The sequence below is a fragment of the Streptomyces mangrovi genome (genome assembly GCF_900114215.1).
Lineage (GTDB): Bacteria > Actinomycetota > Actinomycetes > Streptomycetales > Streptomycetaceae > Streptomyces > Streptomyces barkulensis.
This window is the reverse complement of sequence record NZ_FOSG01000004.1, coordinates 42,484-68,331: the sequence shown is the minus strand read 5'-3', so window position 1 is coordinate 68,331 and position 25,848 is coordinate 42,484. Positions and strand designations below refer to the sequence as shown.

The window sequence follows — 25,848 nt, the reverse complement described above, 5'->3', positions numbered from 1 at the left end:
CCGGGACGTATGTCACCCGAGTCGGTTACGCTCGCCCGGTGCCCGTCCCCGCTCCCCGGCCCGTCGGACCCGCCGCCCGGTGCTCCGCGGTGCTGTTCTCCCCGTGGTCCCGTCTGTCCCTCCTCGCCGTGCTGCTGGCCGCCGCCGCCACGACGGTGGCCCTCCACGAGCCCCAGCAGCTGATCGCCCAGGGGTGGCGCCCCCCGCTGACCGGGGGCGGCGCGCTGGCGCTGTTCGCCCTCGCGTACGGTCTGGGCACCGCGGCCCTCGTGCCCAGACCGGTACTGAACCTGGCCTCGGGCGCCCTCTTCGGCGCCGCCCTGGGTACCGCCGCGGCGGTGGCCGGGACGGTGCTGGGGGCCGGGCTGGCCTTCGGGCTGGGGCGGCTGCTGGGGCAGGACGCCCTGCGCCCGCTGCTGCGCGGCCGCTGGCTGGCGGCCGGGGACCGGCAGCTCAGCCGCCGGGGCTTCCGTTCGATGCTGGTGCTGCGGGTGCTGCCGGGGGTCCCGTTCGTCGTCTCCAACTACGGCGCCTCCGTCAGCCGGATGCGCTGGTCCGCCTTCCTGTCGGCGACCGCGCTGGGCTGCGTGCCCAACACCGCCGCGTACGCCGTGGCCGGCAGTCAGGCCTCCACACCGACCTCGCCGGTCTTCCTGGTCGCGTCCGCCTTCATCGCCGTTCCCGGACTGGCCGCCGCGGTCGTCGCCTGGCGCAGGCGCGCCCGGCTGCGCGGGTCCGGGGCGCCGGCCGGGGCCGCGGGCCGGGCCACCGGTCAGGCCACCGATCAGGCCGCGGACCAGGCGCCGGGCCGGGCGGTCACCGAGCCGGTACGCGCGAACCCGCGGCGTTCGCCCGCCGTTTCCCTCCCCGTTCCCGACCGGCCATAGCATCTGCCCGACCTGACCGATGATCACAAAATAGGGACGAGCACACCCCGACATGTCTTGGTTCGAAGCGTTCATCCTCGGGCTCGTCCAGGGGCTGACCGAGTTCCTTCCCATATCCTCCAGCGCCCATCTGCGGCTGACGGCGGTCTTCGCGGGATGGGAGGACCCCGGCGCGGCCTTCACCGCCGTCACCCAGATCGGCACCGAGGCGGCGGTGCTGATCTACTTCCGCAAGGACATCGCGCGGATCGTCTCCGCCTGGTTCCGCTCGCTGTACGACAGGCAGGCGCGCCGTGAGCACGACGCGAAGCTGGGCTGGCTGGTGATCGTCGGCTCCATCCCGATCGGCGTCCTCGGCCTGACCTTCAAGGACTACATCGAGGGCCCCTTCCGCGATCTGCGGCTGATCGCCACGACCCTGATCGTGCTGGGTGTCGTCCTGGGCCTGGCCGACCGGCTCGCCTCCCGCGACGCCTCCGGCGGACGCCACCGCGCCGTGCGCGAGCGCAAGTCGCTGGAGCGGCTGACCGTGCGCGACGGCCTGCTGTACGGCATGGCCCAGGCGATGGCGCTGATCCCCGGTGTGTCCCGCTCGGGCGCGACGATCAGCGGCGGTCTGTTCATGGGCTACACCCGTGAGGCCGCCGCCCGCTACTCCTTCCTGCTGGCCATCCCGGCCGTACTCGCCTCCGGCCTGTTCGAGTTGACGGAGATCGGCCAGGGGCACGTCTCCTGGGCGCCGACGCTCTTCGCGACCGTGCTGTCCTTCCTGGTGGCCTACGCGGTCATCGCCTGGTTCATGAAGTTCATCTCCACCAGGAGCTTCATGCCGTTCGTGGTCTACCGGATACTGCTGGGCCTGCTGATCTTCGCCCTGGTCGCGGCCGGGGTGATCTCCCCGCACGCGGGCGAGGCGGCGGGCTGACGCCCGCGGGCGTCCACCGGACCGTCCGGGCCGGCGCCCGGTCTCACCGGCCCTCGGTGAGACCGTCCTCGGCCGCGCCCCGGCTCAGCACCGCCTCCCGCACCCGCCTGTGCACCTCGGGGAAGTTCTCCCCGGTGGCGCGCACCACGCGGAAGGGCGGGCCCATGTCGGAGTGGCCGACCAGGAACTCCGCCCCCGTGACGGTCCAGCGGCCGTCCCCGGGGGTGAAGGTGAAACGGGCCATGGAGCCATCGTTGCCGCTGCGCTTGTTCCCGGGGACGAAGCTGGCGATCTGGTCGCCCAGGCCGTAGACCACCCAGGTGCCGTTCACCTTCTCGTACGGCTGGGGCACGTGGTTGTGGGTGCCGATCAGCAGATCGACGTCCTGGCGTCCGCCGGTGCGCGCGGCGGTGAGCCTGCGGGCCAGCTCCCTCTGCGTCGCGTCGGGCGCCTGCTGCCACTCCGTGCCCCAGTGCAGGCTGACGATCACCACGTCGGCCCCGGCGCGGCGGGCGGCGCGTGCGTCGGCGAGCACGCGTTCCGGCTCCAGCATGCTCACCGCCCACGGCCGGTCCCCGGGGAGCGGGATGCCGTTGGTGCCGTAGGTGTAGGACAGGTGGGCGATCCGGGCGCCGCCGGCCTCCAGCAGTGCCGGGCGGGCGGCCTCCGCCGCGTCGCGGGCGGTGCCCGTGTGCCGCACTCCCGCCGCGTCCAGCGCGTCGAGGGTGCGGCGCACGCCCTCGAAGCCGTCGTCGAGGCTGTGGTTGGAGGCGGTCGAGCAGCTGTCGTAGCCGGTGGCCCGCAGGGCCTTCGCGAGCTGGGGCGGGGAGCGGAACAGCGGATAGCCGGTGAAAGGGCCGTCCTCGTCGCCGTAGGGCGTCTCCATGTGGCACAGCGCGATGTCGGCGGGTTCGACCACCGGTTTCACGCCCGCGAGGATGCGGGTGAAGTCATGTCCGGCGCCGCCCGCGTCCCGCCGGGCCTGCTCGATGATCGACGGGTACGGGATGATGTCGCCGGTCGCCACCACGGTGAACGGCCTGCCCCCGTCCGTCCGTGCCGCCCGGTCCTCCCCCGGGGCGCTGCCGGGCGCGGTGCACGAGGCGGGCGCGGCGAGCGCCAGCACGGCGGCGGCCGTGGCCGCGAGGCGTGCTCGGCGTATCCGGCGTATCCGGTGCGCCGCCTCGCCCTCCCCCGTACGCCCGGCCGTCCGCCGTGCGCTCCGTCCGGCTGCCGTCCCCACTGCTGCGATCCGGCGCATCCTTCGCCTCCTGTGCGTCCTGGCACGCCGCTTCGGGGCGGTCGCGCCGTCCTCCTCTTCCGGCAGCGTGGGCGGTGGCGGGGCGGACGGCACCTTTGGCGGCCGTCCACTGCGCCGGCCGGGCGAACGGATCGCGCGGCTGCCGGAACGAGGGGCACGGCGAACGACGTGGGGAGGGCGGGTGCGGCACGCGCCGGGAGGAGCGTGCCGCCCGTCGCCGACGGCGGACCGGGCGAGCGGGCGCGGGAAACGGCGCGACCGCGCGGGTCGCTTTCCCGTGCCGCCCCGGCCTGGGAAGCTGTTCGCAGACAACCGCGGGACATCCGCAGCGAATCCGGAGTTCACCTTGGCCGAGCGCGACGACGACAGCTACCGACTCCTGGCCGGGCTGCCCTTCGCGGCCATGACCGTCGTCGCCCTGGTGGACGTGACGGCCGGCCCGGGCGTGGGGTTCCTGCCGCTGCTGTCACTCGGTCCCGCCTTCGCCAGCCTGGTCGGCGGCATGCGCCGCACCGCGCTGATCGGACTGCTGGCCCTGGTCCTCTGCTTCTGCCTGGCCTTCTACGACGGCCTGCTGGGGACCACGCGCGGCTACACGGCACTGCTGTCGGTGGCCGGGGTGTCGGCGGCCGGACTGGTCGCGGCCGCCATCCGCCAGCGGCACGAGGCCGAGCTGGCGAACGTGCGGTCCATCGCCGAGGTGGCCCAGCGGGTGCTGCTGCGCCCGGTGCCCCGGGCCGCGGGGCACCTGCGGATCGCGGTGTCCTACACCTCCGCGGTGGCCGAGGCCCGGATCGGGGGTGATCTGTACGAGGTGGTCAACTCGCCCTCGGGGGTCCGGGTGATCGTGGGCGATGTCCAGGGCAAGGGGCTGGAGGCGGTGGAGACGGCGGCGGTCGTCCTGGCCGCGTTCCGGGAGGCGGCGTACGACGAGCCGGACCTGGCGGCGGTGAGCGCCCGGCTGGAGCGTTCGGTCAACCGGCACATGACACAGGAGCGGTTCGTCACGGCCGTCCTGGCCGAGACGCACGAGGACCGTTCGGTGACCCTGCTCAACCACGGCCACCCCTCGCCGCTGGTGGTCCGCGCGGACGGGACGGCTCATCTGGCCGAGCCGCCGGAGACCGCGCCGCCCCTGGGCATGGGTTTCGACCTCAAGCCCCCGGAACCCTACGGGCTGTCGCTCGCCCCCGGCGAGCAGATGCTGCTGTACACCGACGGCGTGACCGAGGCGCGCGATCCGGACGACCGCTTCTATCCGTTGGTCCGGCGGGCCTTCCTGCTGCGGGAGAAGAACCCGGACATAGGTCTGGAGTCGCTGTGCCGGGATCTGGTGACGCATGTCGGCGGGCCGCTGCAGGACGACGCGGCGATGCTGCTCCTGCGGTACCGCGAAGGGTGAGCCGGGCCGGCTCCGGCCGGATCACCGGCCCGGCCGTCGGACGGATCACCGGATTCCGGAAGATTCACCCGCTCGGAGGGGGTACTCGGCGGACGACCGATCACCGCAGTCCGTACCGACCGAGCTGGACCGAGACCATGAACGAATCCCGTCGCCTCACTCTCCGTGAACTGCGCATCCTGCACGAGACCGAACGGGCGCTGCTGCGTGACGCCCGCCTCGCCGCCCTGTTCCGGGGGTTCGGCGAGACGGAACGCGAAGCGGCGGAGCCCGCGGCGGGCGGGCCGGCGACACCGTCCCGCCTGTGGCTGCTCGTCGGCGTCTGCCTCTTCCTGGTTCCCGCGCTGATGGTTCTTCATCCGGTGGTCGGCGTGCTGGTCTTCCTCTCCGCCGTGCTCCTGGGCACGGCCGTCCGGGCCGGCCGCCGCCCGGGCCGCCGCCCCGGGCGGGGGCCGGGCTCCGGCTGAGCGGTGGCGGCCGCCACCGCTCGGCCGTCACCGGTCGGCCAGGTCCAGCCAGGCGGACTCGCCGGGTTCGATGGTGACGGTCCGGTCGGGCAGCACCAGGCGTACGGGGCTCTCGGCCGATCCGGGCAGGCTGACGCGCATCCCGTCCGAGCGCATCCGCACGCCCACCCCCCAGTGGTGCCGGTAGCGCATGGTGAAGGAGAACCGGGACAGTTCCGGGAGCGGCACGGGGTCCAGCCGCAGAGCGCCCCCGCGGGTCTCCAGGCCGGTCAGTCCGCGCTGCACGAGGTCCAGCGTCCCGGCCATGGCGCCCAGGTGGATGCCCTCGGCCGTCGTGCCGCCCTGGATGTCGGCGATGTCGCTGACCAGCGCCTCCTGGACGTAGCGCCAGGCGTCGGGGCGCCGCACCCGGGCCAGCACCCACCCGTGGACCAGGGAGCTGAGGGTCGAGCCGTGGCTGGTGCGGTGCAGGTAGTAGTCGACCGTGCGCCGCCACAGCTCGTCGTCGAGGGTGTGGCCGAGCCGCTCGAACAGGCTCGCCAGTTCGGCGGGCTGGAACAGGTAGCCGAGCATCAGCGCGTCGGCCTGCTTGGACGCCTGGTAGCGGTTGACGGTGTCGCCCTCGGCCTCCAGGATCCGGTCCAGCCGGCGGATGTCCCCGTACTTGCGGCGGTAGCCCTCCCAGTCCAGTTCGGCCAGCTCCCCGTAGCCGTCGAACTGGCTGATGACGCCCGCGTGGAAGGGCACCCGCAGCCGCCGGGAGATGTCGTCCCAGCGTTCCAGCGTCTCCCCGTCCAGGGCGAGTTTCAGGCACAGCTCCTCGCACAGCGGTTCGGGGACGGTCCGAAGCGTCTCCAGGGCCCGGCCGAGCACCCAGGCGGCGGTGACGTTGGTGTAGGCGTTGTCGTCCAGGCCGGGCCGCTCCCTGTCCGGGTAGGCCTCGTGGTACTCGTCGGGACCGACCACGCCGAGGATGCGGTAGCGCCCCAGATCCGCGTCGTACCGCGCGGCGCTCCCCCAGAACTGGGCGATCCGCAGCAGCGTCTCGGCGCCCCGGGTGTGCATGAAGTCGATGTCGCCGCTGGCCTGCCAGTACTGCCAGATGTTGTAGGCGATCGCCGAGCCCACGTGGTGCTGGAGGCGGGAGTGGTCGGGCAGCCAGCGGCCCGAGCGCGGGTTCAGGTGCAGCGTCTGGGTCTCCTCGCGCCCGTCGCTGCCGCTCTGCCAGGGGAACATCGCGCCCTCGTAGCCGCTGTCCTCGGCGGCCCGGACGGCCTCGGGCAGCCGCCGGTGCCGGTAGGCCAGCAGGGCGCGGGAGACCTCCGGGAAGTGGACGTTGAGGTAGGGCAGCACGAACAGTTCGTCCCAGAAGACGTGCCCCCGGTACGCCTCTCCGTGCAGCCCGCGCGCCGGGACGCCGACGTCCAGGTCGGTGATGTGCGGGGAGAGTGTCTGCAGGACGTGGAAGAGGTGGACCCGCAGGATGCGGCCCGCCTCGCCCGGCACCTGTAGTTCGGCGTGCCGCCACAGCTCGTCCCAGGCGGCACGGTGGGTGTCGAGCAGGTCGGGGAAGCCGGGCGCGTAGTCGATGTCCTCCAGCGCGGCGTGCAGGGGGTCGCTGACCGCGATGTCGTGCGAGGTGTGCAGGGACACGGTCTTGACGACCGTGACGGGCCGCCCGGGCCGGACGGCGACGGTCAGCCGCCGCGCGGGCCGCAGCCCTCCCAGGTCGGTGCGCGCCGAGACGGCCTCGCCGCTCTCCAGGCGGGTGCGGGCGGCCAGGGCCACGCCGATCCCCGAGTTCGTGGTGCGGCAGCGCACCCAGACGGTGTCCGGCTCGGTCGATCCGGTGCTGTGGCCGGTCAGATGGCGGCCGTTCAGGGCGCGGTAGCGTTCCACGCCCTCGTTGGCGACCCCGCCGTCGAGTGCGGACTCGACCTCGAGCGTGCCGGTCCAGTTCTCCGCGGTGAGGACGGTGCGCAGTGCTGCCAGATGCGGCTGCCCCATGTGGACCAGCCGGTGCTGCTCGACGCGCAGCCGCCGGCCGGCGGCGTCCTGGAGGCGCAGGGTCCGGGTCAGGACGCCGTGCCTGAGGTCCAGCCGCTGCCGGTATTCCAGCAGCCCGTCCCCGTCGGGAGTCCACCAGGGCGGGGTGGATCCGTTCGTGGGGCTCTTCGCGGGGCCGCCGCCGGAAGGGGCGCCGGGGCCGTCCTCGACGGCACCCTCGACGGCGCCGTCGAGGGTGCCGTCGAGGACGCGGAAGCGCAGGGGCAGCCAGTTGGGCAGGTTGACCATGTCCTCGTTCTCGACGTCCCTGGGCTCGCTCTCCCCCACGGTGGACACCAGGCGGTTGTAGCAGCCCGCCACGTATGTGCCGGGGTAGTGGGGTCCTCCGGCGTCCGTCTCGGGAGCCGCGCCCCGGGTCGCGAAGTAGCCGTTGCCCAGGGTGCACAGGGCCTCGCGCAGCCGCTCCTCCTCCGGCTCGTAGCCCTCGTAGGCCCATTCCCACCGCTCCACGGTCCCCTCCTCCGCCACTGTCAGCCCTCCTCGTCGTGCCGGCCGGTGCGGGGGCCGGGCGGCAGCAGTTCGGCCAGGTCGGTCACGACCACGTCGGCCCCGTGCTCGCGCAGGTCCCGCGCGCTGGTGGGGCCGTTCGTCCGGTCCACTCCGACGACCAGCCCGAAGCCGCCCCGGCGGCCCGCCTCGACACCGGCGAGCGCGTCCTCGACGACGGCCGCCTCCCCGGGAGCCACTCCCAGCCGCCGGGCGGCCTCCAGGAACACCGCGGGGTCCGGTTTGCCGGGCAGTCCCAGCCGGGCCGCCTCGTGGCCGTCCACCACGGCGTCGAACACCTCCAGCACCCCCGCCCCGGAAAGCAGTTCCCTCGCGTGCCGGGAGGCGGATATCACCGCCATGGGCACCCCTTCCCGGCGCAGGGCGCGCAGCAGCCGCAGGGTGCCGGGCCAGGCCTGGACGCCGTCCTGCCGCAGGGCGGCGGTGAACAGCCGCTCCTTACGGGCGGCGACGGCCCGGACGGTGCCGTTGCCGGGCGGGTCGTCCGGCTCGCCCGGCGGCAGGTCCAGCCCTCTGGAGGCGAGGAAGGCGGCGGCGCCGTCCAGACGGGATCTGCCGTCGACGTACCGCCGGTAGTCCTCCCGGATGTCGAACGGGCGGAACCGGTCCCGCGGGCCCTTTTGAGGCTGTCCGCCGCCGCGCTCGCGCCACTCGCGCAGGCAGTCGTCGAAGGCCTCCTTCCAGGCCGCGGCGTGGACCCGGGCGGAGTCGGTGATCACCCCGTCGGTGTCGAACACCACGGCCCTCAGGCCGTCCAGGCGGTGTGTCGGCGGGTGTGCCGGCGCGGCGGCCTCCTCCGGGTCCCGGGCTGCGGCTGCGGCTGCGGCTGCGGCAGACGGCATACGGTCGCTCCATCCAGTGGGGTCGTCGGGGCGGTCGGGGTCAGATGTGCTCCGGTACGAGGGCCACGGGGCAGTCGGCGTGGTGGATGACGGTGTGGTCGACCACCCCCAGCTGGAGACCGAGGCGGCCCTGCCGGCGGTGGGCGCCGATCACCAGCAGATCCGCCCTGCGCGACTCCTCCAGCAGCACCGCACGGGTGGAGCCCTCCAGCGCGTGCAGGTGCAGGTCGGTCTGGGAGTACTCGCGGGCCGCCGCCCGCAGGGCGCCGTCCAGGTGGTCCATCGCCTCCCGGTGGCGGGCGCCGGCCGGACTGCCCTGGAGCAGCGGGTGGTTCTCCGCCGTGTGGGCGGGCCGGCGCCAGGCCCGTACGGCGTGCAGTTCGCAGTGCCGGGCGGCGGCCTCGCGGAAGGCGAAGTGGGCGGCGGGCGAACCGTCCACCCTGTCCCCGACGCCCAGGACGACCCGGCCGTGACCGCCGGCGCGGGCGTTCTCCCCGCCGCGTACGACGACCACCGGGCAGTCGGCCCGGCCGGCCGCCTCCAGTCCCACCGAGCCCAGCAGCAGGCCCGCGATCCCGCCCCGGCCCCGCGAGCCGACGACGAGGGCGAACGCGTTGCGGCCGGCGTGGACCAGAGCGGCTCCGGGCTCCTCGTCGAGGACGACGGTGGTCACCCGCAGGTCGGGGGCACGCAGGCGGACGCGTTCGGTCGCGGCGGACATCAGCTCCTCCGGCTCCGGGTCGTCCTCCCCGCGCTCCTCGACGCCGTGGACCAGACACAGCGGTACCGAGTGCCGGACCGCCGCGTCCGCGGCCCAGTCCACCGCGAGCAGGCTGGGTCCGGATCCGTCGACGCCCACCAGCAGGGGAAGCTCCACCGCCGCCACCTCCTTGTCCCGGCCTCCTGCGGTTTCCCGGTTCCCGTGCCGCCCATTCCGGCCGGCGGGTGACCGTTCCCGGGAACCGGCGGGCCGCGGGTTCACCCGCCGGTTCCCGGGAACGGTCACCCGCATACGGACCGGTGAAACCCTCGGCGGGCGGTTCCCGGCCACCCGCCCGGTGGCACGGTGGGGTCCGCGCACCGCACCGCACCGGTCCGGCCGAGGCGAGGCGAGGGAGGCACGGCATGCGGGTGTCCGCAGGGCCCGGGTGGCGGCGCGGGGTGTTCGCGCCGGCGGCGGGCGCGCTGCCCGCCCTGTCCTTTCCCGCACCGTCGCTGTGGTGGTGGGCCTACGCCGCACTGGTCCCGTGGCTGCTGCTGCTCCGTACGGCGGACAGCGGGCGGCGCGCCGCCGTGGAGGGCTGGCTGGGCGGCACCGGTTTCCTGCTGGCCACCCACCACTGGCTGGCGCCGAGCCTGCACGCCTTCGTCGTGGTGGTGGCGGCCCTGATGGGGCTGCTGTGGGCCCCGTGGGGGTGGCTGGTGCGGCGGCTGCTGGCGGGCGCGCCGGCTCCGGGGAGGGCGGTGGCGGCGGTGGTGCTGGTGCCGTCGGCGTGGCTGATGATCGAGCTGGTGCGCTCCTGGGAGTACCTGGGCGGGCCGTGGGCGCTGCTGGGGGCAAGTCAGTGGCAGGTGCCGCCCGCGCTGCGGCTGGCCTCGCTGGGCGGGGTGTGGCTGGTCACCGTGTGGGTGGTGGCGGCGAACACCGCGCTGGGGGTGCTGGTCGCGGTGCCCGGCGCGCGGCGGGCCGCCGCGGCCGCGGTGGCGGTGTGCGTGCTGGTCCCGGCCGCGGCCTGGGCGTGGGCGCCGCTGCCGCGGCCGTCGGGCACGGTCCGTGTCGCGGTAGTGCAGCCGGGCGTGGTCGACGGGGCCGAGGCGCGTTTCGACACCGGGGAGCGGCTGACGCGCGGCCTGGCGGGCCGGGGGGTGGATCTGGTGGTGTGGGGCGAGAGCAGCGTCGGCCACGACCTGGAGGCCCGCCCGGACCTGCGGGAGCGGCTGGCGGCGCTGTCCGCGCACCTCGGGGCGCCACTGCTGGTGAACGTGGACGCCCGGCGTCCGGACGGGCCGGGGATCTTCAAGAGCTCGGTGGCGGTGGGCCCGCGGGGGCCCACCGGGGAGCGCTACGACAAGATGCGGCTGGTGCCGTTCGGCGAGTACGTGCCGGCCCGCTCCCTGCTGGGCTGGGCGACGGCGGTGGGCGAGGCGGCCGAGGAGGACCGCCGTCGCGGGGACGCACCGACGGTGATGGACACCCTCGGGGTGCGCACCGGTCCGCTGGTGTGCTTCGAGTCGGCCTTCCCCGACATGGGCCGGGTGCTGGCGCGCGAGGGCGCCGAGCTGCTCGTCGCCCAGTCGGCGACCTCCACCTTCCAGGACAGCTGGGCGCCGTCCCAGCACGCCTCCCTGGCGGCGCTGCGGGCCGCGGAGAGCGGGCGGCCGATGGTGCACGCCACGCTGACGGGGGTGAGCGCGGTGTACGGCCCGCGCGGCGAGCCGGTGGGCGAGCGGCTGGGCACCGGGCGCAGCGGGGCCGCCGTCCACGAGGTGCCGCTCGCCTCGGGCACCACCGTCTACGTCCGGTCCGGCGACTGGGCGGTCGCCGCCGCGCTGGGCTCGCTGCTGTCGGCTGCGGCCGTGGCGGCGGTGCGCCGGTTCCGGCTCGGGCGGTACGGGAAGCGGCGGCCCGGGGCGCGGAAGAGGGTTATCCGGCCTGCTCCAGCGCGGCGGTGACGACCCGCTCGCACAGCTCGTGGGTGCGCAGGGCGTCCTCGGCGTCCAGGTGCCGTCCGGCGCGCACGGCGTCGAGGAAGGCCGAGACGGTCTGCTCGATGCCGCGCTGGCGGGCCACCGGCACCCAGTCCCCGCGGCGGCGGACACTGGGCTGGCCCTTGTGGTCGACGATCTCGGCGAGGTTGAACACCTGGCGCCTGGCGTCCCGCCCGGAGACCTCCAGGATCTCCTCGGCGCTGCCGCTCATGCGGTTCATGACGCCGATCGCGGTGAAGCCGTCGCCGGACATCTGGAGCACCACATGGTGCAGGAGCCCGTCCCTGACCCGGGCGCGGACGTCGATGTGACCGGCCGGCCCGGGCAGCAGGAAGCGGAGGGTGTCCACGACGTGGATGAAGTCGTCGTAGACCACCTCGCGCGGGTCGGCCGCCAGCCCGATGCGGTTCTTCTGCATCAGGATCAGGTCGCGCGGGTGTTCCAGGCACTGGACGTAGCCGGGTGCGTGGCGGCGGTTGAAGCCGACGGCGAGCGGGACGCGCCGCCGGCCGGCCAGGCGCACCAGGCGCTCGGAGTCGGCCAGGGTGTGGGCGAGCGGCTTGTCGACGTAGGTGGGCACTCCGGCTTCCAGCAGCCGGGCGACGATCGCGGGGTGGTCGGCCGTCGGAGCGTGGACGAAGGCCGCCTCGGGGCCGGCCGCGATCAGCCCGTCGAGGTCCGTGTGCCGCTGCGGGCCGGGGATCCGGTGGGCCTCGGCCGTCCGCTCCAGGGTGGCGCGGGTGCGGGTGTGCAGATGGAGCTCCAGCCCCGGCCGGGCGGTGAGCACCGGCAGATACGCCTTCTGCGCGATGTCGCCGAGTCCGATCACTGCGATCCTCACGGTACCCCCTTGGTATCGCCGTCCTCCGGTGCCGCCCGGGGCGGTCCGCCGCCGACCGGGCCGGTCAGGGCGCGGCCGCTCCGCCGCCGCCCCGTGTTCCCCGCGGACCGGCAGCATACGCGGCGCACGGCGGCTCCCAGTCGGCGATGCCGTCGAGGCTGCGCAGGGCCAGGCGCGGGCCGAGCCGGTCCAGGGCGGTGAACGCGGCGGTGCGCAGGGCTCGGGCGGGCGGGGAGGACCAGGTGGTCAGCCGCCCGATCCGCCCGGAGCGGCGTACCACCTCCATGGTGCGGGGCAGGCGGTCGCGGGTGTAGGCGGCCAGGCGGCGTTCGAGACCGGCGCCGCCGGCGGCGCCGGGGCCGGCGTGGTGGGCGAGGACGACGGCGTCCTCGATCGCCTGGCAGCCGCCCTGGCCGAGGTTGGGGGTCATGGCGTGGGCGGCGTCGCCGAGCAGGGCGGTGCGCCCCTGGTGGTAGGCGGGCGGCGCGGTGGCGGCACGGTACACGTCGCCGCGCAGGACGCCGTCGGGCCGCACGGCGGCGAGCAGGTCGGGGACGGGGTGGTGCCAGTCGCCGAAGCGGCGCAGCAGTTCGGCCCGTTCGCCGTCGGGCGACCGCTCTCCGGCGGGGACGGTGGCGGTGGCGTACGCGTACACCCGGCCGTCGTGGAGCGGGACGGTGCCCCACACCGAGCCGGGCCCCCAGGTCTCGTGGGGGCTGAAGGGCCGCTCGGGTGCGGGGACGACGAAGCGCCATGCGGTGAATCCCGCGTAGCGGGGGGCCGGGTGGCCGGGGAAGAGGACCTGCCGGGCGGCGGAGTGGATGCCGTCGGCGGCCACGACGAGGTCGGCCGTGTACTCCCGGACGCCGCTCCGCCCGTCGCCGCCCGTGGCACGTACGGTCGCGGGCCGCCCGTCCTCGCCCGGGTCGGCGACCTCGGCCGGTGTGCCGGTGCGGACCGCGCCGGCGGGCAGCAGTGCGGCGAGCAGGCCGACGAGGTCGGCGCGGTGGGCGACGACGACGGGGCCGCCGAAACGCTCGGCCGCCGCGTCGGGGGTGGTGCGCGACAGCCAGCGGCCGGACGGTGTGCGCAGTCCTCCCTCGCCCTGCCAGGCGGACATGGCCCGGACCGCGTCGCCGACCCCGATGACGTCCAGGGCGCGCTGGGCGTTGGGGGCCAGGGCGATCCCGGCGCCGACGGGTTCCAGGGCGGCGGCGCGTTCGAGGACGGTGACCGCCCATCCGCGCAGGTGCAGCGCCGCGGCGGCGGTCAGTCCTCCGATTCCGGCACCGATGACGACGGCTCGGGGCTGGTTCACGGGCGTGCTCCTCCGTGCGGACTGCGGCGGCGACAACGACGGTGCCACTACACCTGTAGTGGCACTCCTCACTCTACTACATCTGTAGTGAGAGGTAGATTGGCGGGCATGTCCCGGAGCACGGCCCGCACCACCGCACGCGGCGAGCTGATCGCCGACACCGCGATCGACCTGCTGGCCGAGCGCGGTCTGCGCGGCCTCACCCACCGAGCGGTGGACGAGGCCGCCGGCCTGCCGCAGGGCTCCACCTCCAACCACGCGCGCACCCGCGAGGCCCTGTTGGAGGCGGCGGTACGGCGGCTGGCGGTACGCGAGGCGCGTGTGCTGGGGCCGGCGCAGAGGATGCCGGAGCCCGGCGACGGCCCCGGCGCACTGGCCGAGGCGGTGGCACCGGCCCTGCACCGCTACCTGACCCACCACCGCCACCTGGCGGTCGCCCGCTACGAACTGGCCCTGGAGGCGACCCGGCGCCCCGCCCTGCGGGCGATCTACGACCGGGCGGGGACCAGAGCCTTCCGCGAACCGCTGGTGGCGGTGATGGCCGCCGCGGGCTCCACCGCCCCCGAGCGCCACGCGCTGTCGCTGGTCGCCTGGTGCGACGGGGTGATGTTCTCCTGCACGGCGGGCTCCTACCACTCGACGGTGCCGACGCTGGAGGAGCTGCGGACCGGGCTGGAGGAACTGCTGCGCGGCGTGCTGGGCGGATGAGACGCCTCCGGCGGGCCCGTTCACCTGCCGCACGGGCCGCACATGTCACACAGACCACATGGACCACCTGGAACACATGAAGCACAGAGAACACATGGGCCACCCGCATCACTCCTGCGGGGAGTTCCCGGCGGCTGTGCGATGCAGCAGAGTAGGCCGGGTGCGACATGTGAGAAGCGCCCTGCTCCTGGCCGGAGCCGCCCTGACGGCCGTCTCGGGGTGCGTCACCGTGGCGGGCGGCCAGCGGCCGCAGGAGAGCGGGCCGCCTCCCCGGCCCGGCGGCCCCGCCCTGTCCCGGCAGGGTACCGAGGCCCCGCGGACCCCCGGCCCGCCACGGGAGGCCCTCACCAGGGTCGAGGACGGCCCGGAGAGCCCCGGCGCCTCCTCCCCGACCCGCTCCGGCCCTCGCTCCGCTCCCCCCTCCGTGTCCGCCCCGGCCCACCGGCCCACCGCACGCCCGGCGCCCCGTCGGCCGCAGGGCGAACGCCTCCCCGCCGGCTCGGCCCGGCCGGGGCGCACCTTTGGCAGCACCGCCCGGCGGCCCGGCCCTGACGTGTGCGGGCTCGGGGAGGCGTACGGCGGCTGGAACGCGGACGGCGAACCGGCCCGGACCTGCAGGCAGGTCTACGGCGACTGAGCGGGCGGTCCGCCGGAGGCGGCCAGCCGCCGCGCCAGCCTCTCGATGGCGGCCCTGACGCCGGCGCCGTACGCGTCGTCGGGCAGCTCCCGCGCCGCGCCGCGGGCCCGGGCCAGCTCGTGCCGGGCGGCGGTGTGGTCACCCAGCCCGGCGTGGCCGGCGGCCAGACTCAGATGGAGCGAGGGCAGCAGGGCCCGCACGGCCGCCCGGTCCCCGGCCGGAGCCCTCGCGGCGGCCAGCGCGCGCCGGCCCCACTGGAGTCCGGCCACGGGATCGTCCTGGGCACCGGCCAGATAGTGGGCGATGGCGCAGCGGTGGAACGGGGCGCCGTCCCCGGCCGCCTCCTCCCACAGGCGTGCCAGCCGGTTGCGCGCCTCCTCCCGGTCCCCGCCCCGGTGCAGGATGACCGCCTGGCCGATCCTGGTCGGCAGCGGCTCACCCGCCGCACCGCCCTCCTCCCCCGCCGCTCCCGTCTCCTGCCGATGCTCCGCCACGGGCTCTCCTGTGTGGTGGTGTCGGTACCGGCGGCGCGGGCGTTTCTCCCGCACCGTCCCCCGACGCTAACCGCCAAAGGCGGCCGCGGCGCTCAGGCGCTCTCGCCGGTGCCCCGTCCGTACCTGCCCGCCAGCGCCTCCACCTCCCGCGCCACCGCCGCGCGCAGCCCGGCCGGGCCGAGCACCTCCGCCTCCGCACCGAGCCGGAGCAGATCGCCCACCGCCACAGGGATGCTCTCCACGGGGAGGAGCACCCGCACCCAGCCGTCGCCGTCCGACCCGTCCGCCTCCCGCGCCTCCCGGACCGCCCGCGCGCCCACCGCCCCGAAGAGCATGGGCAGCAGCCGCAGGCCGCGCGGGGAGAGCCGCAGCAGTGCCTCGTCCCGCAGGCGGCCGGCCTCCAGGCGGCCCGTGGTCTCGGTCCAGTACGCCGCGAGGCCGAAGCCGGCGGGCCGCTCGAAGCGCTCGCCCGGCCCGTCGAGGGCGAGGATGCGCGAGACCCGGTAGGTACGCACCCGCTCTCCCGGCCGGACTCCGCCACCGCCGTCTTCCGGGCCGGGAGCGGACCGGGCGACGAGATACCAGATGCCGCCCTTGAGGACGAGCCCGAGCGGGTGCAGTTCACGGCGCACCTCGCCCTTCCAGCGGCGGTAGCGCACGCGCAGCGTCCGCTGCTCCCAGACGGCCTCGGCCACGCGTGCCAGGTGCGGTACGGGATCGGCGTCCCGGAACCAGGCCGGGGCGTCGAGGTGGAAGCGCTCGGAGACGCGCCGGGTGCGCTCGGCGAGCTGCGCGGGGAGCGCGGCGCGCAACTTGAGCTGGGCGGTCGTCAGCTCGGCTCCCAGCCCCAGTTCGGCCGCGGCGCCCGGCATCCCGGCCAGCCACAGGGAGTCGGCCTCCTCTCCGGTGAGGCCGGTCAGCCGGGTGCGGTAGCCCTCCATCAGGCGGTAGCCGCCCTCCGGCCCCCGCTCGGCGGTCAGCGGCACGCCGGAGGCGACGAGCGCCTCGGCGTCGCGGTAGACGGTGCGGACCGAGACCTCCAGTTCGGCGGCGAGTTCCGGTGCGGTCATCCGGCCCCGGTTCTGGAGCAGCAGGAGCATCTGCAGAAGGCGGTCGGCGCGCATGGCGACAGTCTGCCGCCCGTACCTGACAGGAGATGTCAGGTACGGGCGGGACAGTGGTGGCGGCCGGTGCGGGGAGGGCCCGCGCCACCACCTGTGAGGAGTTCCATGACCACGCACACCACCGGCAGCTTCACCTTCGCCGACTGGCAGGAGAAGGTCATCGCCGAAGCCGGCGGCAGCGATGACGGCGGCGATGACGGCGCGAGCGCGGGGAGCGGCCCGAAGCTGGCCTCCGCCGTCGTCACCAACCACTTCACCGGCGGCATCGAGGCCACCGGGACCTCCTGCGCCTACACCATCGTCTACGCCGCGAAAGAGCCCGGCTCCGCCGGGAGCTTCACCGGCCACGAGTTGGTCTCCGGCACCCTCGACGGGCGCGCGGGCTCCTTCGTGCTCGCCGAGCACGGCACCTTCGACGACAAGGGCACCGTGCGCTGCGTCTTCGAGGTGGTGCCCGGCTCGGCCACCGGCGAGCTGGCCGGACTGCGGGGGACGGGCGGCTTCACCGCCGTGCACGGCGAGCCGTCCGTCGCGTACGCCTTCGACTACGGGCTGGACTGAGCCGGCCCGGCCGCGCCGTCCGGATCCTCCGCGCCGTCCGCGCCGTCCGGGAAGCGGCTCAGGAGCCGATGCCGGGGATGCACCAGTCGATCGGCGTGTGCCCCTGCGCCGCGATCGCCTCGTCGATCTGGCTGAAGGGGCGTGATCCGAAGAACTTCTTCGCCGACAGCGGCGAAGGGTGCGCGCCCTGGACCACCGTGTGCCGCTCGGTGTCGATCAGCGGCAGCTTCTTCTTCGCGTAGTTGCCCCACAGCACGAAGACGGCCGGGTCGGGGCGGGCGCCCACGGCGTGGATCACCGCGTCCGTGAACTTCTCCCAGCCCTTGCCCTTGTGGGAGTTGGCCTCCCCGGCCCGGACCGTCAGCACCGCGTTGAGCAGGAGCACGCCCTGCTTCGCCCAGGGCATCAGATAGCCGTTGTCCGGGACGGGGCAGCCCAGGTCCGCCTGCAGTTCCTTGTAGATGTTCCGCAGGGACGGCGGGATCCGCACCCCGGGCCGCACCGAGAACGCCAGGCCGTGGCCCTGTCCCTCGCCGTGGTACGGGTCCTGCCCGAGGACGAGAACCTTGACCTGCTCGTACGGGGTGGCGTCCAGCGCCGCGAAGACCTCTTCCCGGGGCGGGTAGACCGGCCCGCGTGCCCGCTCCTCCTCGACGAACTCGGTGAGCTCCTTGAAGTAGGGCTTCTCCAGCTCGTCGCCGAGGACCTTCTGCCAGGACTCGGGCAGCATGGCGTTCACGTGAGACAGACCTCCGGTGTCGGTTCCGCGCGCCTCGTGCGGGCGCGTACCCCAGAACGTACCGGTGACCGCTGACAGCCACGCCGCGCGGGCGGGCGGGCGGTCACCGGCGGGCGGTCACCGCCTGTCCACCCACCCCTTCGGGTCACCAGCTCTTCTTGCGGTCGAGCTCCCACAGCCGCATGATCGTCGAGGAGTCGATGCTCCACTCCACGCCGGCGATGTCGTCGTGCGCGGCGATGTAGAGCTTGCCCTGCCACAGGGGCAGCAGCCGGGCGTCCTCGGCCAGGATCTTCTGCGCCTGTGTGAAGGATTCGCTGGCGGCGCCCCGGTCGCTCTCCTTGCGGGACTTGGGCAGCAGCGTGCCGGTCAGCGTCTTGTGCTCGTACGGCGTGCCCAGGGCGTTCTCCTTGCCCACGAACGGCGAGATGTAGTTGTCCGCGTCCGGGAAGTCGGGGAACCAGCCGCGGCCGAACACCGGGTACTCGCCGTCGGTGATGCCTTCCTGGAACTCGCGCCACTCGCGCCCCTCCAGGGCGATGTCGAACAGCCCGGACGCCTCCAGCTGCCGCTTGATCTCGGCGAACTCCTCGGCGGTCGTCGCACCGTAGCGGTCGGTGGTGTACCAGAGGGTCAGCTTCACCTTCCCGTTGATCCCGGCCTGGCTCAGCGTGCTGCGAGCCTTCTCCACGCTGGGCTCGCCGTACTTCTCGTAGAAGGCGCTGGTGTGGCCGGTGATCCCGCCGGGGACCATGGAGTACAGCGGGGCGGCGGTGCGCTTGTAGACGTTGCGGACCAGGGCCTTGCGGTCGATGATCTGGGCGATCGCCTTGCGGATGGCGGGCTCGGCCACCGACTCGTGCTGCGGGTTGAACACCAGGTAGCGGATCTCGGTTCCGTAGACCTCGTTGAGCTTGATCTCCGGGTGGTCGCTGCGGTTCTTCCCGAAGTCGTCGATCTGCTCGGGGGTGAGGCCGCGGTAGGTGAGGTCGACCTCGCCGCTCTTGAGCTGCTCGACCATCTTGGCCGAGTCCTTGAAGTAGCGGACGGTCACGGCGTCGTTCTTGATCTCCGCGGAGCCCTTGTACTTCTGGTTCCTGACCAGCTCGGCCCGCTCGTCCTCCTTGTAGCCGTCGAGCAGGTACGGTCCGGATCCGCTGACCTTGTCCGACTCCAGCAGCCGGTCGGCCGGGTAGGCGGCGGGGTCGACGATGGACGCGGCGGGGGTGGCCAGGACCAGCGGGAAGGTCGCGTCCGGCCGCTTGAGGTGGAATATGATCGTCCGCTCACCGGACGTCTCGATGCGGTCGATGCTCTGCAGCAGCTGGGCCGGGCCGGTGGGCGACTTGATCTCCAGGGTGCGCTCGAAGGAGTACTTGACCGCCTCCGCGTCCAGCGCGTTGCCGTTGGAGAACGTCAGGTCCTTCTTCAGGACGCACCGGTAGACGCTGCTGACGGTGTCGGTGAAACCGCAGCGCTGGGCGGCGTCGGGCTCCGGGGTGCCGCTGGAGCTCGGGAAGTGCAGCAGGGTCTGGTAGATGTTCCGGTACAGCTCCCACGAACCGTCCCAGGCGCCGGCCGGGTCGAGGACGCTCGGCGTGCTCGTGGTGCCGACCACGATCGCCTCCTCGCTCTCGCCGTCACCGAGCAGCGAGCCGCATCCGGCGAGCAGGGTCGCTGTCACCAGCACGACTGCGCCCTTCAGAGGCTTGTTCTGGCTGAACACTTGCACGCTCCTCGGTCGGCGATGCCACTGAACGCCACTAGATGCCACTACTGCCTGGGTGCTGTGGGGGATCCATCGGCTGACGGGACGGAGCGCCCGCCACGGTGCGGAGCGCGTGCCACCACACGTACGGCAGGGTCTCAACGGGCCTGTCGTGCCGAGGACGTGGCAGACCTTACCGCAGCATATGACGGGGCTGACAGGCTTCTGGACCGGGCAAGATCAGGACTTCGTCCGCGGCGGACCGGACGGTCGCACAGAGTACGGGAACCGTTTCGGGAAGCACACCGGTGCCGCACCACCCCGAAGGCACGGCGCGGCGCCGAAGCGGCGGGGCCCCGGCGCACCGCGACGGTGCGCCGGGGCCCCGGGAGTCACTCGACCCCGGCGTTGAGGAAGATCCCGCCGTCGACCACGAGGGTCTGGCCGGTGATCCAGCCGGAGTCGTCGGAGGTGAGGAAGGCCGCCGCTCCCCCGATGTCCTCGGGTGTGCCCAGCCGCCCCATCGGGTAGCGCCTGGCCACCTCCTCCTCGCGCCCCTCGTAGAGCGCGGCGGCGAACTTCGTCTTCACCACGGCCGGGGCGATGGCGTTGACCCGCACACCCGGCGACAGCTCATGGGCGAGCTGAAGGGTGAGGTTGACCATCGCGGCCTTGCTGATGCCGTAGGCGCCGATGAAGGGCGAGGCGGACAGCCCGGCGACGGAGGCGATGTTGACGATGGTGCCGCCGTGCTCCTTCTGCCAGGCCGCCCAGGTGCGCTGGGCGAACCCGAGCGCGGAGAGGACGTTGGTGTCGAAGACCTTGCGGGCGACGTTCAGGTCCAGCTCCGCGATGGGCCCGAAGACCGGATTGGTGCCCGCGTTGTTGACCAGGTGGTCGACGCGGCCGAACGCCTCCATGGTGCGCTCGACGGCCTCCGCCTGGTGGGCCTCGTCGTGGGCCTTCCCCGCGACGCCGACGGCCCGGTCCGCGCCGAGCCGCCTCACCGCCTCGGCGAGGGCGTCCTCGTTGCGGCCGGTGATGCACACCCGGTCACCACGGGCCACGAACGCCTCGGCGATGCCGTAGCCGATGCCGCGGCTCGCCCCGGTGATCAGGGCGACCCTGCCGCTGTCCTGCACTGCCATGAGCTTTTCCGTTCCGTCGTTTTCGCGGTGCGGCCGTCGGCGGCCGTCAGTTGAGCGGGCCGCCGGCCACGTACATCACCTGGCCGGAGACGAAACCGGCCTCCTCGCCGGTGAAGAACGCGATGGCGTTCGCGATGTCCTCGGGCCTGCCCACGCGCTGGACGGGGATCTGGGTGGCGGCGGCCTTCTGGAAGTCCTCGAAGTCCATACCGACGCGGGCGGCGGTGGCGGCGGTCATCTCGGTGACGATGAAGCCGGGGGCCACGGCGTTGGCGGTGATGCCGAACTTGCCCAGCTCCTTGGCGAGGGTCTTGGTGAAGCCCTGCAGACCGGCCTTGGCGGCGGCGTAGTTGGCCTGCCCGCGGTTGCCGAGGGCGGAGCTGGAGGAGAGGTTGACGATCCGGCCGAACCCGGCGTCGACCATGTGCTTCTGGCAGGCCCGGGACACCAGGAAGGCGCCGCGCAGGTGCACGTTCATGACGGTGTCCCAGTCGGAGTCGCTCATCTTGAACAGCAGGTTGTCGCGGAGCACTCCGGCGTTGTTGACCAGGACGGTCGGTGCGCCCAGCTCACCGGCGACCCGTGCGACGGCGGCCTCCACCTGCTCGGCGTCCGACACGTCGCAGCCGACCGCCAGCGCCCTGCCGCCCGCCGCGGTGATCTTCTCCACGACGTCCGCGCAGGCCGACTCGTCCAGGTCGAGCACGGCGACGGCCCGGCCCTCGGCGGCGAGCCGGACGGCGGTGGCGGCGCCGATCCCCCGGGCTCCGCCCGTGACGATCGCGACACGCTGCTCGGTGGTGGACATGCTGGTTCTCCTCGCACTCGAATGGGTGAGCAACCGCTTAGTACCTTCGGCAGACGTGACGCTAGAAGCATGGACACGCTGTGTCAACGGCCACCGGCACGGTGAGGCCCAGCCCACGTCCGGGTCTCCGCCTCCGCCTCCGCCCGGTGCGCCGGGTCCGCCGGGTCCGCCGGGTCCGCCGAGGGGCGTCCGGTGCGCCCGCTCAGCGCACCAGCACCTCCAGCAGCCGTTCGGTCTCCGCCTCGGGATCGGCGGTCAGCCCGGTGTGCACCGGCCCCGGCTGGAGGACGGTGGAGCGGGGGGCGACCAGCCACCGGAAACGCCGCCCGGCGTCGTCGGCCGCGGCCTGCCCGGCCTCCACCCCGCCGCGGCACAGGCACTCCACGGCGTGCAGGGCCGCCCGCACTCCCTCGATGTCGGCGTGCGGATCGAGCGCCCGCAGCCGTTCGACGTCCAGATGGGTGCGGGCCGCGACGAAGGACCGGGCGCGGCAGTAGACGACGACCCCGGCGTTGATCATCTCGCCGCGCTCCACCCGTGGGACGACGCGCAGCACGGCGTACTCGAAGACGTCGCGCCCGCCGAACTGCCCGCTCACCGTGCCCCTCCGCCCTTGTTCAGCCCGCTGACGGCGTCGGCCCAGTCCTTCAGCCAGCCGGGCGCCCTGGAGGGCCCGTCCTGGCTCGGGGCGCCGACGGTGATCCGCTCGTGGACCGTACCGGCCCGGGCGGCCAGCACCTCGGTGTAGGCACGGCGCAGCGCGCCCGGTGTGTCGAAGCCGGGCTCGCCGGCCAGCCACTCGTCGGGGATGTCGGCCACGCACTCGGCCAGCAGTTCCTCCGTCACCCGCGGCGCCAGCTCGGCGGCGGCCGAGGCGATGTCCGGGCCCATGGGCGCCAGGGCGTGGTCGGAGGCGTCGTACGGCTTGTCGGCCGCCTTGGCCGCGGTGGCCCAGTTGTGGTGCCAGATCAGGCTGGCGCCGTGGTCGATGAGCCACAGGCCGCCGTGCCAGACCAGCATGTTGGGGTTGCGCCAGGAGCGGTCGACGTTGCCCGTCAGGGCGTCGAACCACACCACGCGCCCGGCCTCCCGCGCGTCCACCCGGTAGGCGAGCGGGTCGAAGCCCATCGAGCCGGGCAGGAAGTCCATCCCCAGGTTCAGCCCGCCGCTGGCCTTGAGCAGCTCCTGCACCTCCTGGTCGGGCTCGCCCAGGCCGATCACCGGATCCAGCTGTACGCGCACCAGATCGGGCACGCGCAGGCCGAGCCGCTGGGCGAGCCGCCCGCACAGCACTTCGGCCACCAGGGTCTTGCGGCCCTGCCCGGCTCCGGTGAACTTCACGACATAGGTGCCCAGGTCGTCGGCCTCGACGATGCCGGGCAGCGATCCGCCCTCGCGCAGGGGCGTCACATAGCGCGTGGCGGTGACTTCGGGAAGCATTTTCACAGGCTATCGAACCTACCGGCCTTGCAATCCACGGTTTTCCCCGGAGGCCCCCGGACCGGGGATCCCGCCGGAACCACTCCCGAACCACCCTGGGGAGAATCCGGGGAGTTTCAGCCGCCGCCCGGCCTCCCCCGCCTCCGACGTGACCGAGGCGTAGGTGTGCCGCAGCACATGGAAACCGTCCTTCGACGCCGACTCCCGCAGAACAAGGCAGGGGAGCCCGAGTGGTCCCCGCGCGAGCGTGGGTGGTCCGGGCGTCGGTGCGGGTGCGGTAGCCGGCCGAAGCGTTCTCACAGGTCTTCACCGGCCCCTCGGGCGCGGTCGCCGTCCCCGAGGCCGGTGTCGTCCGCCGGCCACACACGCATCGCCAGCACCCCGAAGGCGCAGGCCACCGCCCCGAGGACAAGCACAGCCGACTGCAGTCCCGCTGCCGTGGCGGGCCATTCGGCCAGTGGATAGGTCAGCAGCCGGCAGCCGTGTGTCAGGGAGAACTGCGCGGCGAACAGTTCGGTGCGGTCGGCGGGCCCGGCCGAACGGCGGATCAGTCGGCCGACGGGGGTGAGCACCATCGAGGACGCCGCTCCGAACGCCGCTCAGACGGCCAGCAGGGCGGGCCGTCTCCAGGCGCCCGCCCCGGCTGCGGTGATCACGGCCAGGCCGGGGAGGATCACGGCGGTCAGCAGGGCGCCGTGCAGCATGACGGCTCGGTCCGGGACCTTGTCGAGCACTCCGGGAAGCACCAGTGCGACGATCGTGGAGCCGGCGCTGTAGGCGCCGAGTGCGGTGGCCACCGTGGCCAAGGTCAGGGCGCGGGCGAAGCCAGGGCGTGGGCGAGCGGGCCGGCCGGAGCCGGATGCGCCGCGATCAGGCTGCGGATTCCTGCCGCCCCCTACGGGCCGTCAGCTCCCTGAGCACCTCGTTGCCGTGGACACCGGCGGGCCCGGAGGCGTGCTCCATGGGGTGCGGTCGCCGGTGAACTCAGGGGCCGTCGGTGAGCTGCTCGGTCCAGATGGTCTTGCCACCGGGGGTGTAGCGGCTGCCCCAGCGGTGGGCGAGCTGGGAGATGAGGAACAGACCGCGGCCGCCCTCCTCGGACAGGCGGGCGCGGCGCAGGTAGGGCTGGGACTGGCTGGGGTCGGACACCTCGCAGACGAGCCGGTGGTTCCTGATCAGCCGCAGGCCGATGGGGCCGCCGGCGTAGCGGACGGCGTTGGTGACCAGCTCGCTGACGATCAGCTCGGTGGCGAAGTCCAGCTCGCCCAGGTCCCACTGCGCCAGCTGGGCGGAGGCCAGGGCCCGGGCGTGCGCGACGAGGCTGGGGTCGGCGGGCAGTCGCCAGAAGGCCGTGTCCTCGGGCGGAACCCGCTCCACGCGGGCCAGGAGCAGGGCGAAGTCCTCGTCCCGGTTCCGCCCCCGCAGGCGGGCCAGGAGGCGGGGCCCGACCTCGCTCAGCGGCTGCTGGGTGCCCGCGGCGATCCGCGCGCCCTCGCACATCCGCTCCAGGTCCCGTTCGGTGTTCCGCACCGTCGCGGTGAGCGATCCGCTGTGGAAGGCGAGGACATCGCCCGGCCGCAGGAGCAGCTCCAGCGGTTCGAAGGGCTCGGCCCCGCCCCCCAGCGGCGGCCCGGGACGGAGCGCGACATCACCCGCCGTGCGGTCCTCCCTCCTGGCCACGACGGGGCCGGGATGGCCGGCGCTGGCGAGGAGACACCGCCCGGTGACCGGATCGTAGGCGGCGTACAGGCAGGTCGCTCCGTGCAGGGAGCTGACGGCCGGTCCCGCCCGGCGCCCCTCGTCCTCACCGATACGGGTCACCAGGTCGTCCAGATGGCTCAGCAGTTCGTCGGGCGGCGGGTCCAGGTCGGCCAGGGTCTGCACCGCCGACCGCAGCCGTCCCATCGCCCCGGCCGCGTTCACCCCGTGTCCGGCGACCTTGCCCACCACGAAGGCCACCCGGACCCCGGACAGCCGGATCACGTCGTACCAGCTCCCGCCGGTCCCGGCCGCGGTGCTGGCCGGCGCGTACACCCCCGCGGTCTCCGCCGCGGCCAGGCGCACCTCCGGAGGAGGCAGCAGACTGCGCTGCAGGGCCTCGGCCGTGCGCCGCTCCCGGGTGTACCGGCGGGCGTTGTCCAGGCCCAGGGCCAGCCGGGAGCCGATCTCCTCGGCCAGGGTCGCGTCACCCCGGTCGAACGGAGGCCGGTCCCCGGTGCGCCACAGCAGTACGGCCCCCAGTACGGTCCCGCGCGCCCGCAGCGGGAGGACCAGGAAGGAGGTCGCGGCCCCGGGCAGGGTCAGCCGGGACCGCCGCGGATCCCGTGCCGCCGCCCTCCGCAGTTCGCTCAGGTCCGGCATGGTGCCGGCCACCCCTCGCAGCAGGTGCTCCCGCTCGACATCCCCGATCGAGAACGTGTCCCCGGGGCCGTAGACCTCCTCGGGCCACATTCCCTCCCCGGCGGCCACGGCGACGCGCCTCATGGGCGCGTCAGCGGCGAACTCCCCGAGTTCCTCCCCGGTCAGCACGTCCTCGGTCAGATCGACCGCGCCCAGGTCGGCGAACACCGGCACCAGCAGATCGACCAGTTCCTCGGCGTTGCGCGCCACGTCCAGCGAACCGCCGACGCGTACCGCCGCCGCGTGCAGCAGGTCCAGCCGCTGCTGTGCGCGCGGGCTGGAGGCCAGCACGCCGCCTCCGGCCAGGGCCACCCGCATCCCGAACCGGTCCTCGAGCTCGGCTCCCGCCGCGGGCACCAGCCAGACGAGGAAACGCGCCCCGCCTCCCCCGGCCAGCGTGAACACGCTCACGTCCACGTCCACCCGGCCGCCGCCGACGCGCCGCAGCACCGCGCGCCCGCCGCTGCGGCGGCCGTGCTCAGCCCTCTCGGCCAGCTCCGCCCACTCCGACGGATCCTCGAGGAAGGACTCCAGCTCCCTGCCGCGCAGCTCTCCGGCCGAGCCGCCCAGCAACTCCAGCACGGGCCGCGTGCACATCATCACCGCACCGGCGGCGTCCAGCACCAGCTCGGCGGGCTGTCCCCAACCCGCCGCCCCGGTTCCGGGGGGCCCGCCACGGCCGGTCATACGCCTCCCACCACGACATCGTCACAAGACCCCGTGCTTCCCAGGAGAAGACCTCCTTCCGTCCGCCGCAACCCGGCCGCAACCCGGCCGCGTCCCGCCGCGGTGTCGTCCTCGGCCGCTCGGACGGTGCCCTGCTCGTCAGCGAGGAGGACGGCGGGTTCATCAGCG

At 74.2% G+C, this 25,848-nt stretch carries 25 protein-coding genes; 8 read left to right on the top strand and 17 right to left on the bottom strand.

The genetic code is table 11. The features are described from left to right. The first annotated feature begins 38 nt into the window (after window positions 1-38). Together BM237_RS06835 and BM237_RS06830 are read left to right on the top strand one after the other, a co-directional pair. Window positions 39-887: a TVP38/TMEM64 family protein gene (locus BM237_RS06835; protein WP_093848628.1), complete on the top strand. Its 849-nt coding sequence runs from the start codon at window positions 39-41 to the stop codon at window positions 885-887. A gap of 52 nt (window positions 888-939) precedes the next feature. Further along, a complete protein-coding gene (locus BM237_RS06830; protein ID WP_093848627.1) occupies window positions 940-1,812 on the top strand; it encodes an undecaprenyl-diphosphate phosphatase in 873 nt (290 codons plus the stop codon). A 43-nt stretch (window positions 1,813-1,855) separates the two neighbouring features. On the opposite strand, the gene BM237_RS06825 is transcribed toward BM237_RS06830, so the two are convergent. Beyond that, a complete protein-coding gene (locus BM237_RS06825) occupies window positions 1,856-3,073 on the bottom strand; it encodes a CapA family protein (RefSeq protein ID WP_093848626.1) in 1,218 nt (405 codons plus the stop codon). 403 nt (window positions 3,074-3,476) lie between these two features. On the opposite strand from BM237_RS06825, the gene BM237_RS06820 reads away from it, so the two are divergent. Together BM237_RS06820 and BM237_RS06815 are read left to right on the top strand one after the other, a co-directional pair. Then, window positions 3,477-4,475, top strand: coding sequence for a PP2C family protein-serine/threonine phosphatase (locus BM237_RS06820; protein ID WP_093848893.1), 999 nt, complete (start codon window positions 3,477-3,479; stop codon window positions 4,473-4,475). A 137-nt stretch (window positions 4,476-4,612) separates the two neighbouring features. Next, window positions 4,613-4,942 carry a hypothetical protein gene (locus BM237_RS06815; protein ID WP_139238067.1) on the top strand — a complete coding sequence of 110 codons (330 nt, stop codon included), beginning with the start codon at window positions 4,613-4,615 and terminating at the stop codon, window positions 4,940-4,942. Between the two features lie 27 nt (window positions 4,943-4,969). Here the strand turns inward: BM237_RS06815 and BM237_RS06810 are convergent, their stop codons facing one another. From BM237_RS06810 to BM237_RS06800, 3 genes are read right to left on the bottom strand one after another with little or no spacing between them, the layout of a single operon-like run. Further along, window positions 4,970-7,459, bottom strand: coding sequence for a glycoside hydrolase family 65 protein (locus BM237_RS06810; protein WP_093848892.1), 2,490 nt, complete (start codon window positions 7,457-7,459; stop codon window positions 4,970-4,972). A 20-nt stretch (window positions 7,460-7,479) separates the two neighbouring features. Next, window positions 7,480-8,358: an HAD family hydrolase gene (locus BM237_RS06805; protein ID WP_093848624.1), complete on the bottom strand. Its 879-nt coding sequence runs from the start codon at window positions 8,356-8,358 to the stop codon at window positions 7,480-7,482. A 40-nt stretch (window positions 8,359-8,398) separates the two neighbouring features. Further along, a complete protein-coding gene (locus tag BM237_RS06800; protein WP_093848891.1) occupies window positions 8,399-9,235 on the bottom strand; it encodes a universal stress protein in 837 nt (278 codons plus the stop codon). 248 nt (window positions 9,236-9,483) lie between these two features. Here BM237_RS06800 and lnt point away from each other — a divergent pair, with 248 nt between their 5' ends. Beyond that, a complete protein-coding gene (gene lnt, locus BM237_RS06795) occupies window positions 9,484-11,031 on the top strand; it encodes an apolipoprotein N-acyltransferase (protein ID WP_093848623.1) in 1,548 nt (515 codons plus the stop codon). On the opposite strand, the gene BM237_RS06790 is transcribed toward lnt, so the two are convergent. Further along, on the bottom strand, window positions 11,003-11,908 hold the full coding sequence (locus tag BM237_RS06790; RefSeq protein WP_175540908.1) for a Gfo/Idh/MocA family protein: 906 nt from the start codon (window positions 11,906-11,908) through the stop codon (window positions 11,003-11,005). The two genes, lnt and BM237_RS06790, sit on opposite strands and share 29 nt — an antisense overlap. 64 nt (window positions 11,909-11,972) lie before the next feature. Next, entirely contained in the window at window positions 11,973-13,226 is a 1,254-nt protein-coding gene (locus tag BM237_RS06785; RefSeq protein WP_093848621.1) for an FAD-dependent monooxygenase, read from the bottom strand. Window positions 13,227-13,334: 108 nt separating this feature from the next. Here BM237_RS06785 and BM237_RS06780 point away from each other — a divergent pair, with 108 nt between their 5' ends. Continuing rightward, entirely contained in the window at window positions 13,335-13,934 is a 600-nt protein-coding gene (locus tag BM237_RS06780) for a TetR/AcrR family transcriptional regulator (RefSeq protein ID WP_093848620.1), read from the top strand. 160 nt (window positions 13,935-14,094) lie between these two features. After that, a complete protein-coding gene (locus BM237_RS06775) occupies window positions 14,095-14,571 on the top strand; it encodes a hypothetical protein (RefSeq protein WP_245793452.1) in 477 nt (158 codons plus the stop codon). On the opposite strand, the gene BM237_RS06770 is transcribed toward BM237_RS06775, so the two are convergent. Together BM237_RS06770 and BM237_RS06765 are read right to left on the bottom strand one after the other, a co-directional pair. Further along, complete coding sequence (locus BM237_RS06770) at window positions 14,559-15,065, bottom strand: hypothetical protein (protein ID WP_245793451.1); 507 nt, start codon at window positions 15,063-15,065, stop codon at window positions 14,559-14,561. The genes BM237_RS06775 and BM237_RS06770 overlap by 13 nt on opposite strands. A 92-nt stretch (window positions 15,066-15,157) precedes the next feature. Beyond that, entirely contained in the window at window positions 15,158-16,189 is a 1,032-nt protein-coding gene (locus BM237_RS06765) for a helix-turn-helix transcriptional regulator (RefSeq protein WP_093848619.1), read from the bottom strand. A 105-nt stretch (window positions 16,190-16,294) separates the two neighbouring features. Between BM237_RS06765 and BM237_RS06760 the strand changes: the two genes are divergently transcribed. Then, window positions 16,295-16,750, top strand: coding sequence for a DUF3224 domain-containing protein (locus tag BM237_RS06760; RefSeq protein ID WP_093848618.1), 456 nt, complete (start codon window positions 16,295-16,297; stop codon window positions 16,748-16,750). 58 nt (window positions 16,751-16,808) lie between these two features. Here BM237_RS06760 and BM237_RS06755 read toward each other — a convergent pair whose 3' ends face one another. From BM237_RS06755 to BM237_RS06720, 9 genes are all read right to left on the bottom strand, one after another. Next, window positions 16,809-17,480 (bottom strand): uracil-DNA glycosylase, encoded by a 672-nt coding sequence (locus BM237_RS06755; protein ID WP_175540931.1) that lies wholly within the window; start codon window positions 17,478-17,480, stop codon window positions 16,809-16,811. Between the two features lie 154 nt (window positions 17,481-17,634). Further along, complete coding sequence (locus BM237_RS06750; protein WP_093848616.1) at window positions 17,635-19,215, bottom strand: ABC transporter substrate-binding protein; 1,581 nt, start codon at window positions 19,213-19,215, stop codon at window positions 17,635-17,637. A 374-nt stretch (window positions 19,216-19,589) separates the two neighbouring features. After that, window positions 19,590-20,345 carry an SDR family oxidoreductase gene (locus BM237_RS06745; protein WP_093848615.1) on the bottom strand — a complete coding sequence of 252 codons (756 nt, stop codon included), beginning with the start codon at window positions 20,343-20,345 and terminating at the stop codon, window positions 19,590-19,592. Between the two features lie 46 nt (window positions 20,346-20,391). Next, window positions 20,392-21,153 carry a 3-oxoacyl-ACP reductase FabG gene (fabG, locus tag BM237_RS06740; protein ID WP_093848614.1) on the bottom strand — a complete coding sequence of 254 codons (762 nt, stop codon included), beginning with the start codon at window positions 21,151-21,153 and terminating at the stop codon, window positions 20,392-20,394. Between the two features lie 202 nt (window positions 21,154-21,355). Next, window positions 21,356-21,751 (bottom strand): DUF3037 domain-containing protein, encoded by a 396-nt coding sequence (locus tag BM237_RS06735; protein ID WP_093848613.1) that lies wholly within the window; start codon window positions 21,749-21,751, stop codon window positions 21,356-21,358. Then, window positions 21,748-22,593 carry a HipA family kinase gene (locus tag BM237_RS06730; RefSeq protein WP_093848612.1) on the bottom strand — a complete coding sequence of 282 codons (846 nt, stop codon included), beginning with the start codon at window positions 22,591-22,593 and terminating at the stop codon, window positions 21,748-21,750. Before BM237_RS06730 ends, BM237_RS06735 begins: the two co-directional genes overlap by 4 nt. Window positions 22,594-22,889: 296 nt before the next feature. After that, entirely contained in the window at window positions 22,890-23,168 is a 279-nt protein-coding gene (locus BM237_RS29180) for a hypothetical protein (RefSeq protein WP_175540907.1), read from the bottom strand. Between the two features lie 24 nt (window positions 23,169-23,192). Continuing rightward, a complete protein-coding gene (locus BM237_RS29175) occupies window positions 23,193-23,390 on the bottom strand; it encodes a hypothetical protein (protein ID WP_175540906.1) in 198 nt (65 codons plus the stop codon). 187 nt (window positions 23,391-23,577) lie between these two features. Beyond that, window positions 23,578-25,680, bottom strand: a complete 2,103-nt coding sequence (locus BM237_RS06720; RefSeq protein ID WP_093848611.1) for an ATP-binding SpoIIE family protein phosphatase — start codon at window positions 25,678-25,680, stop codon at window positions 23,578-23,580. Window positions 25,681-25,848 lie beyond the last annotated feature (168 nt).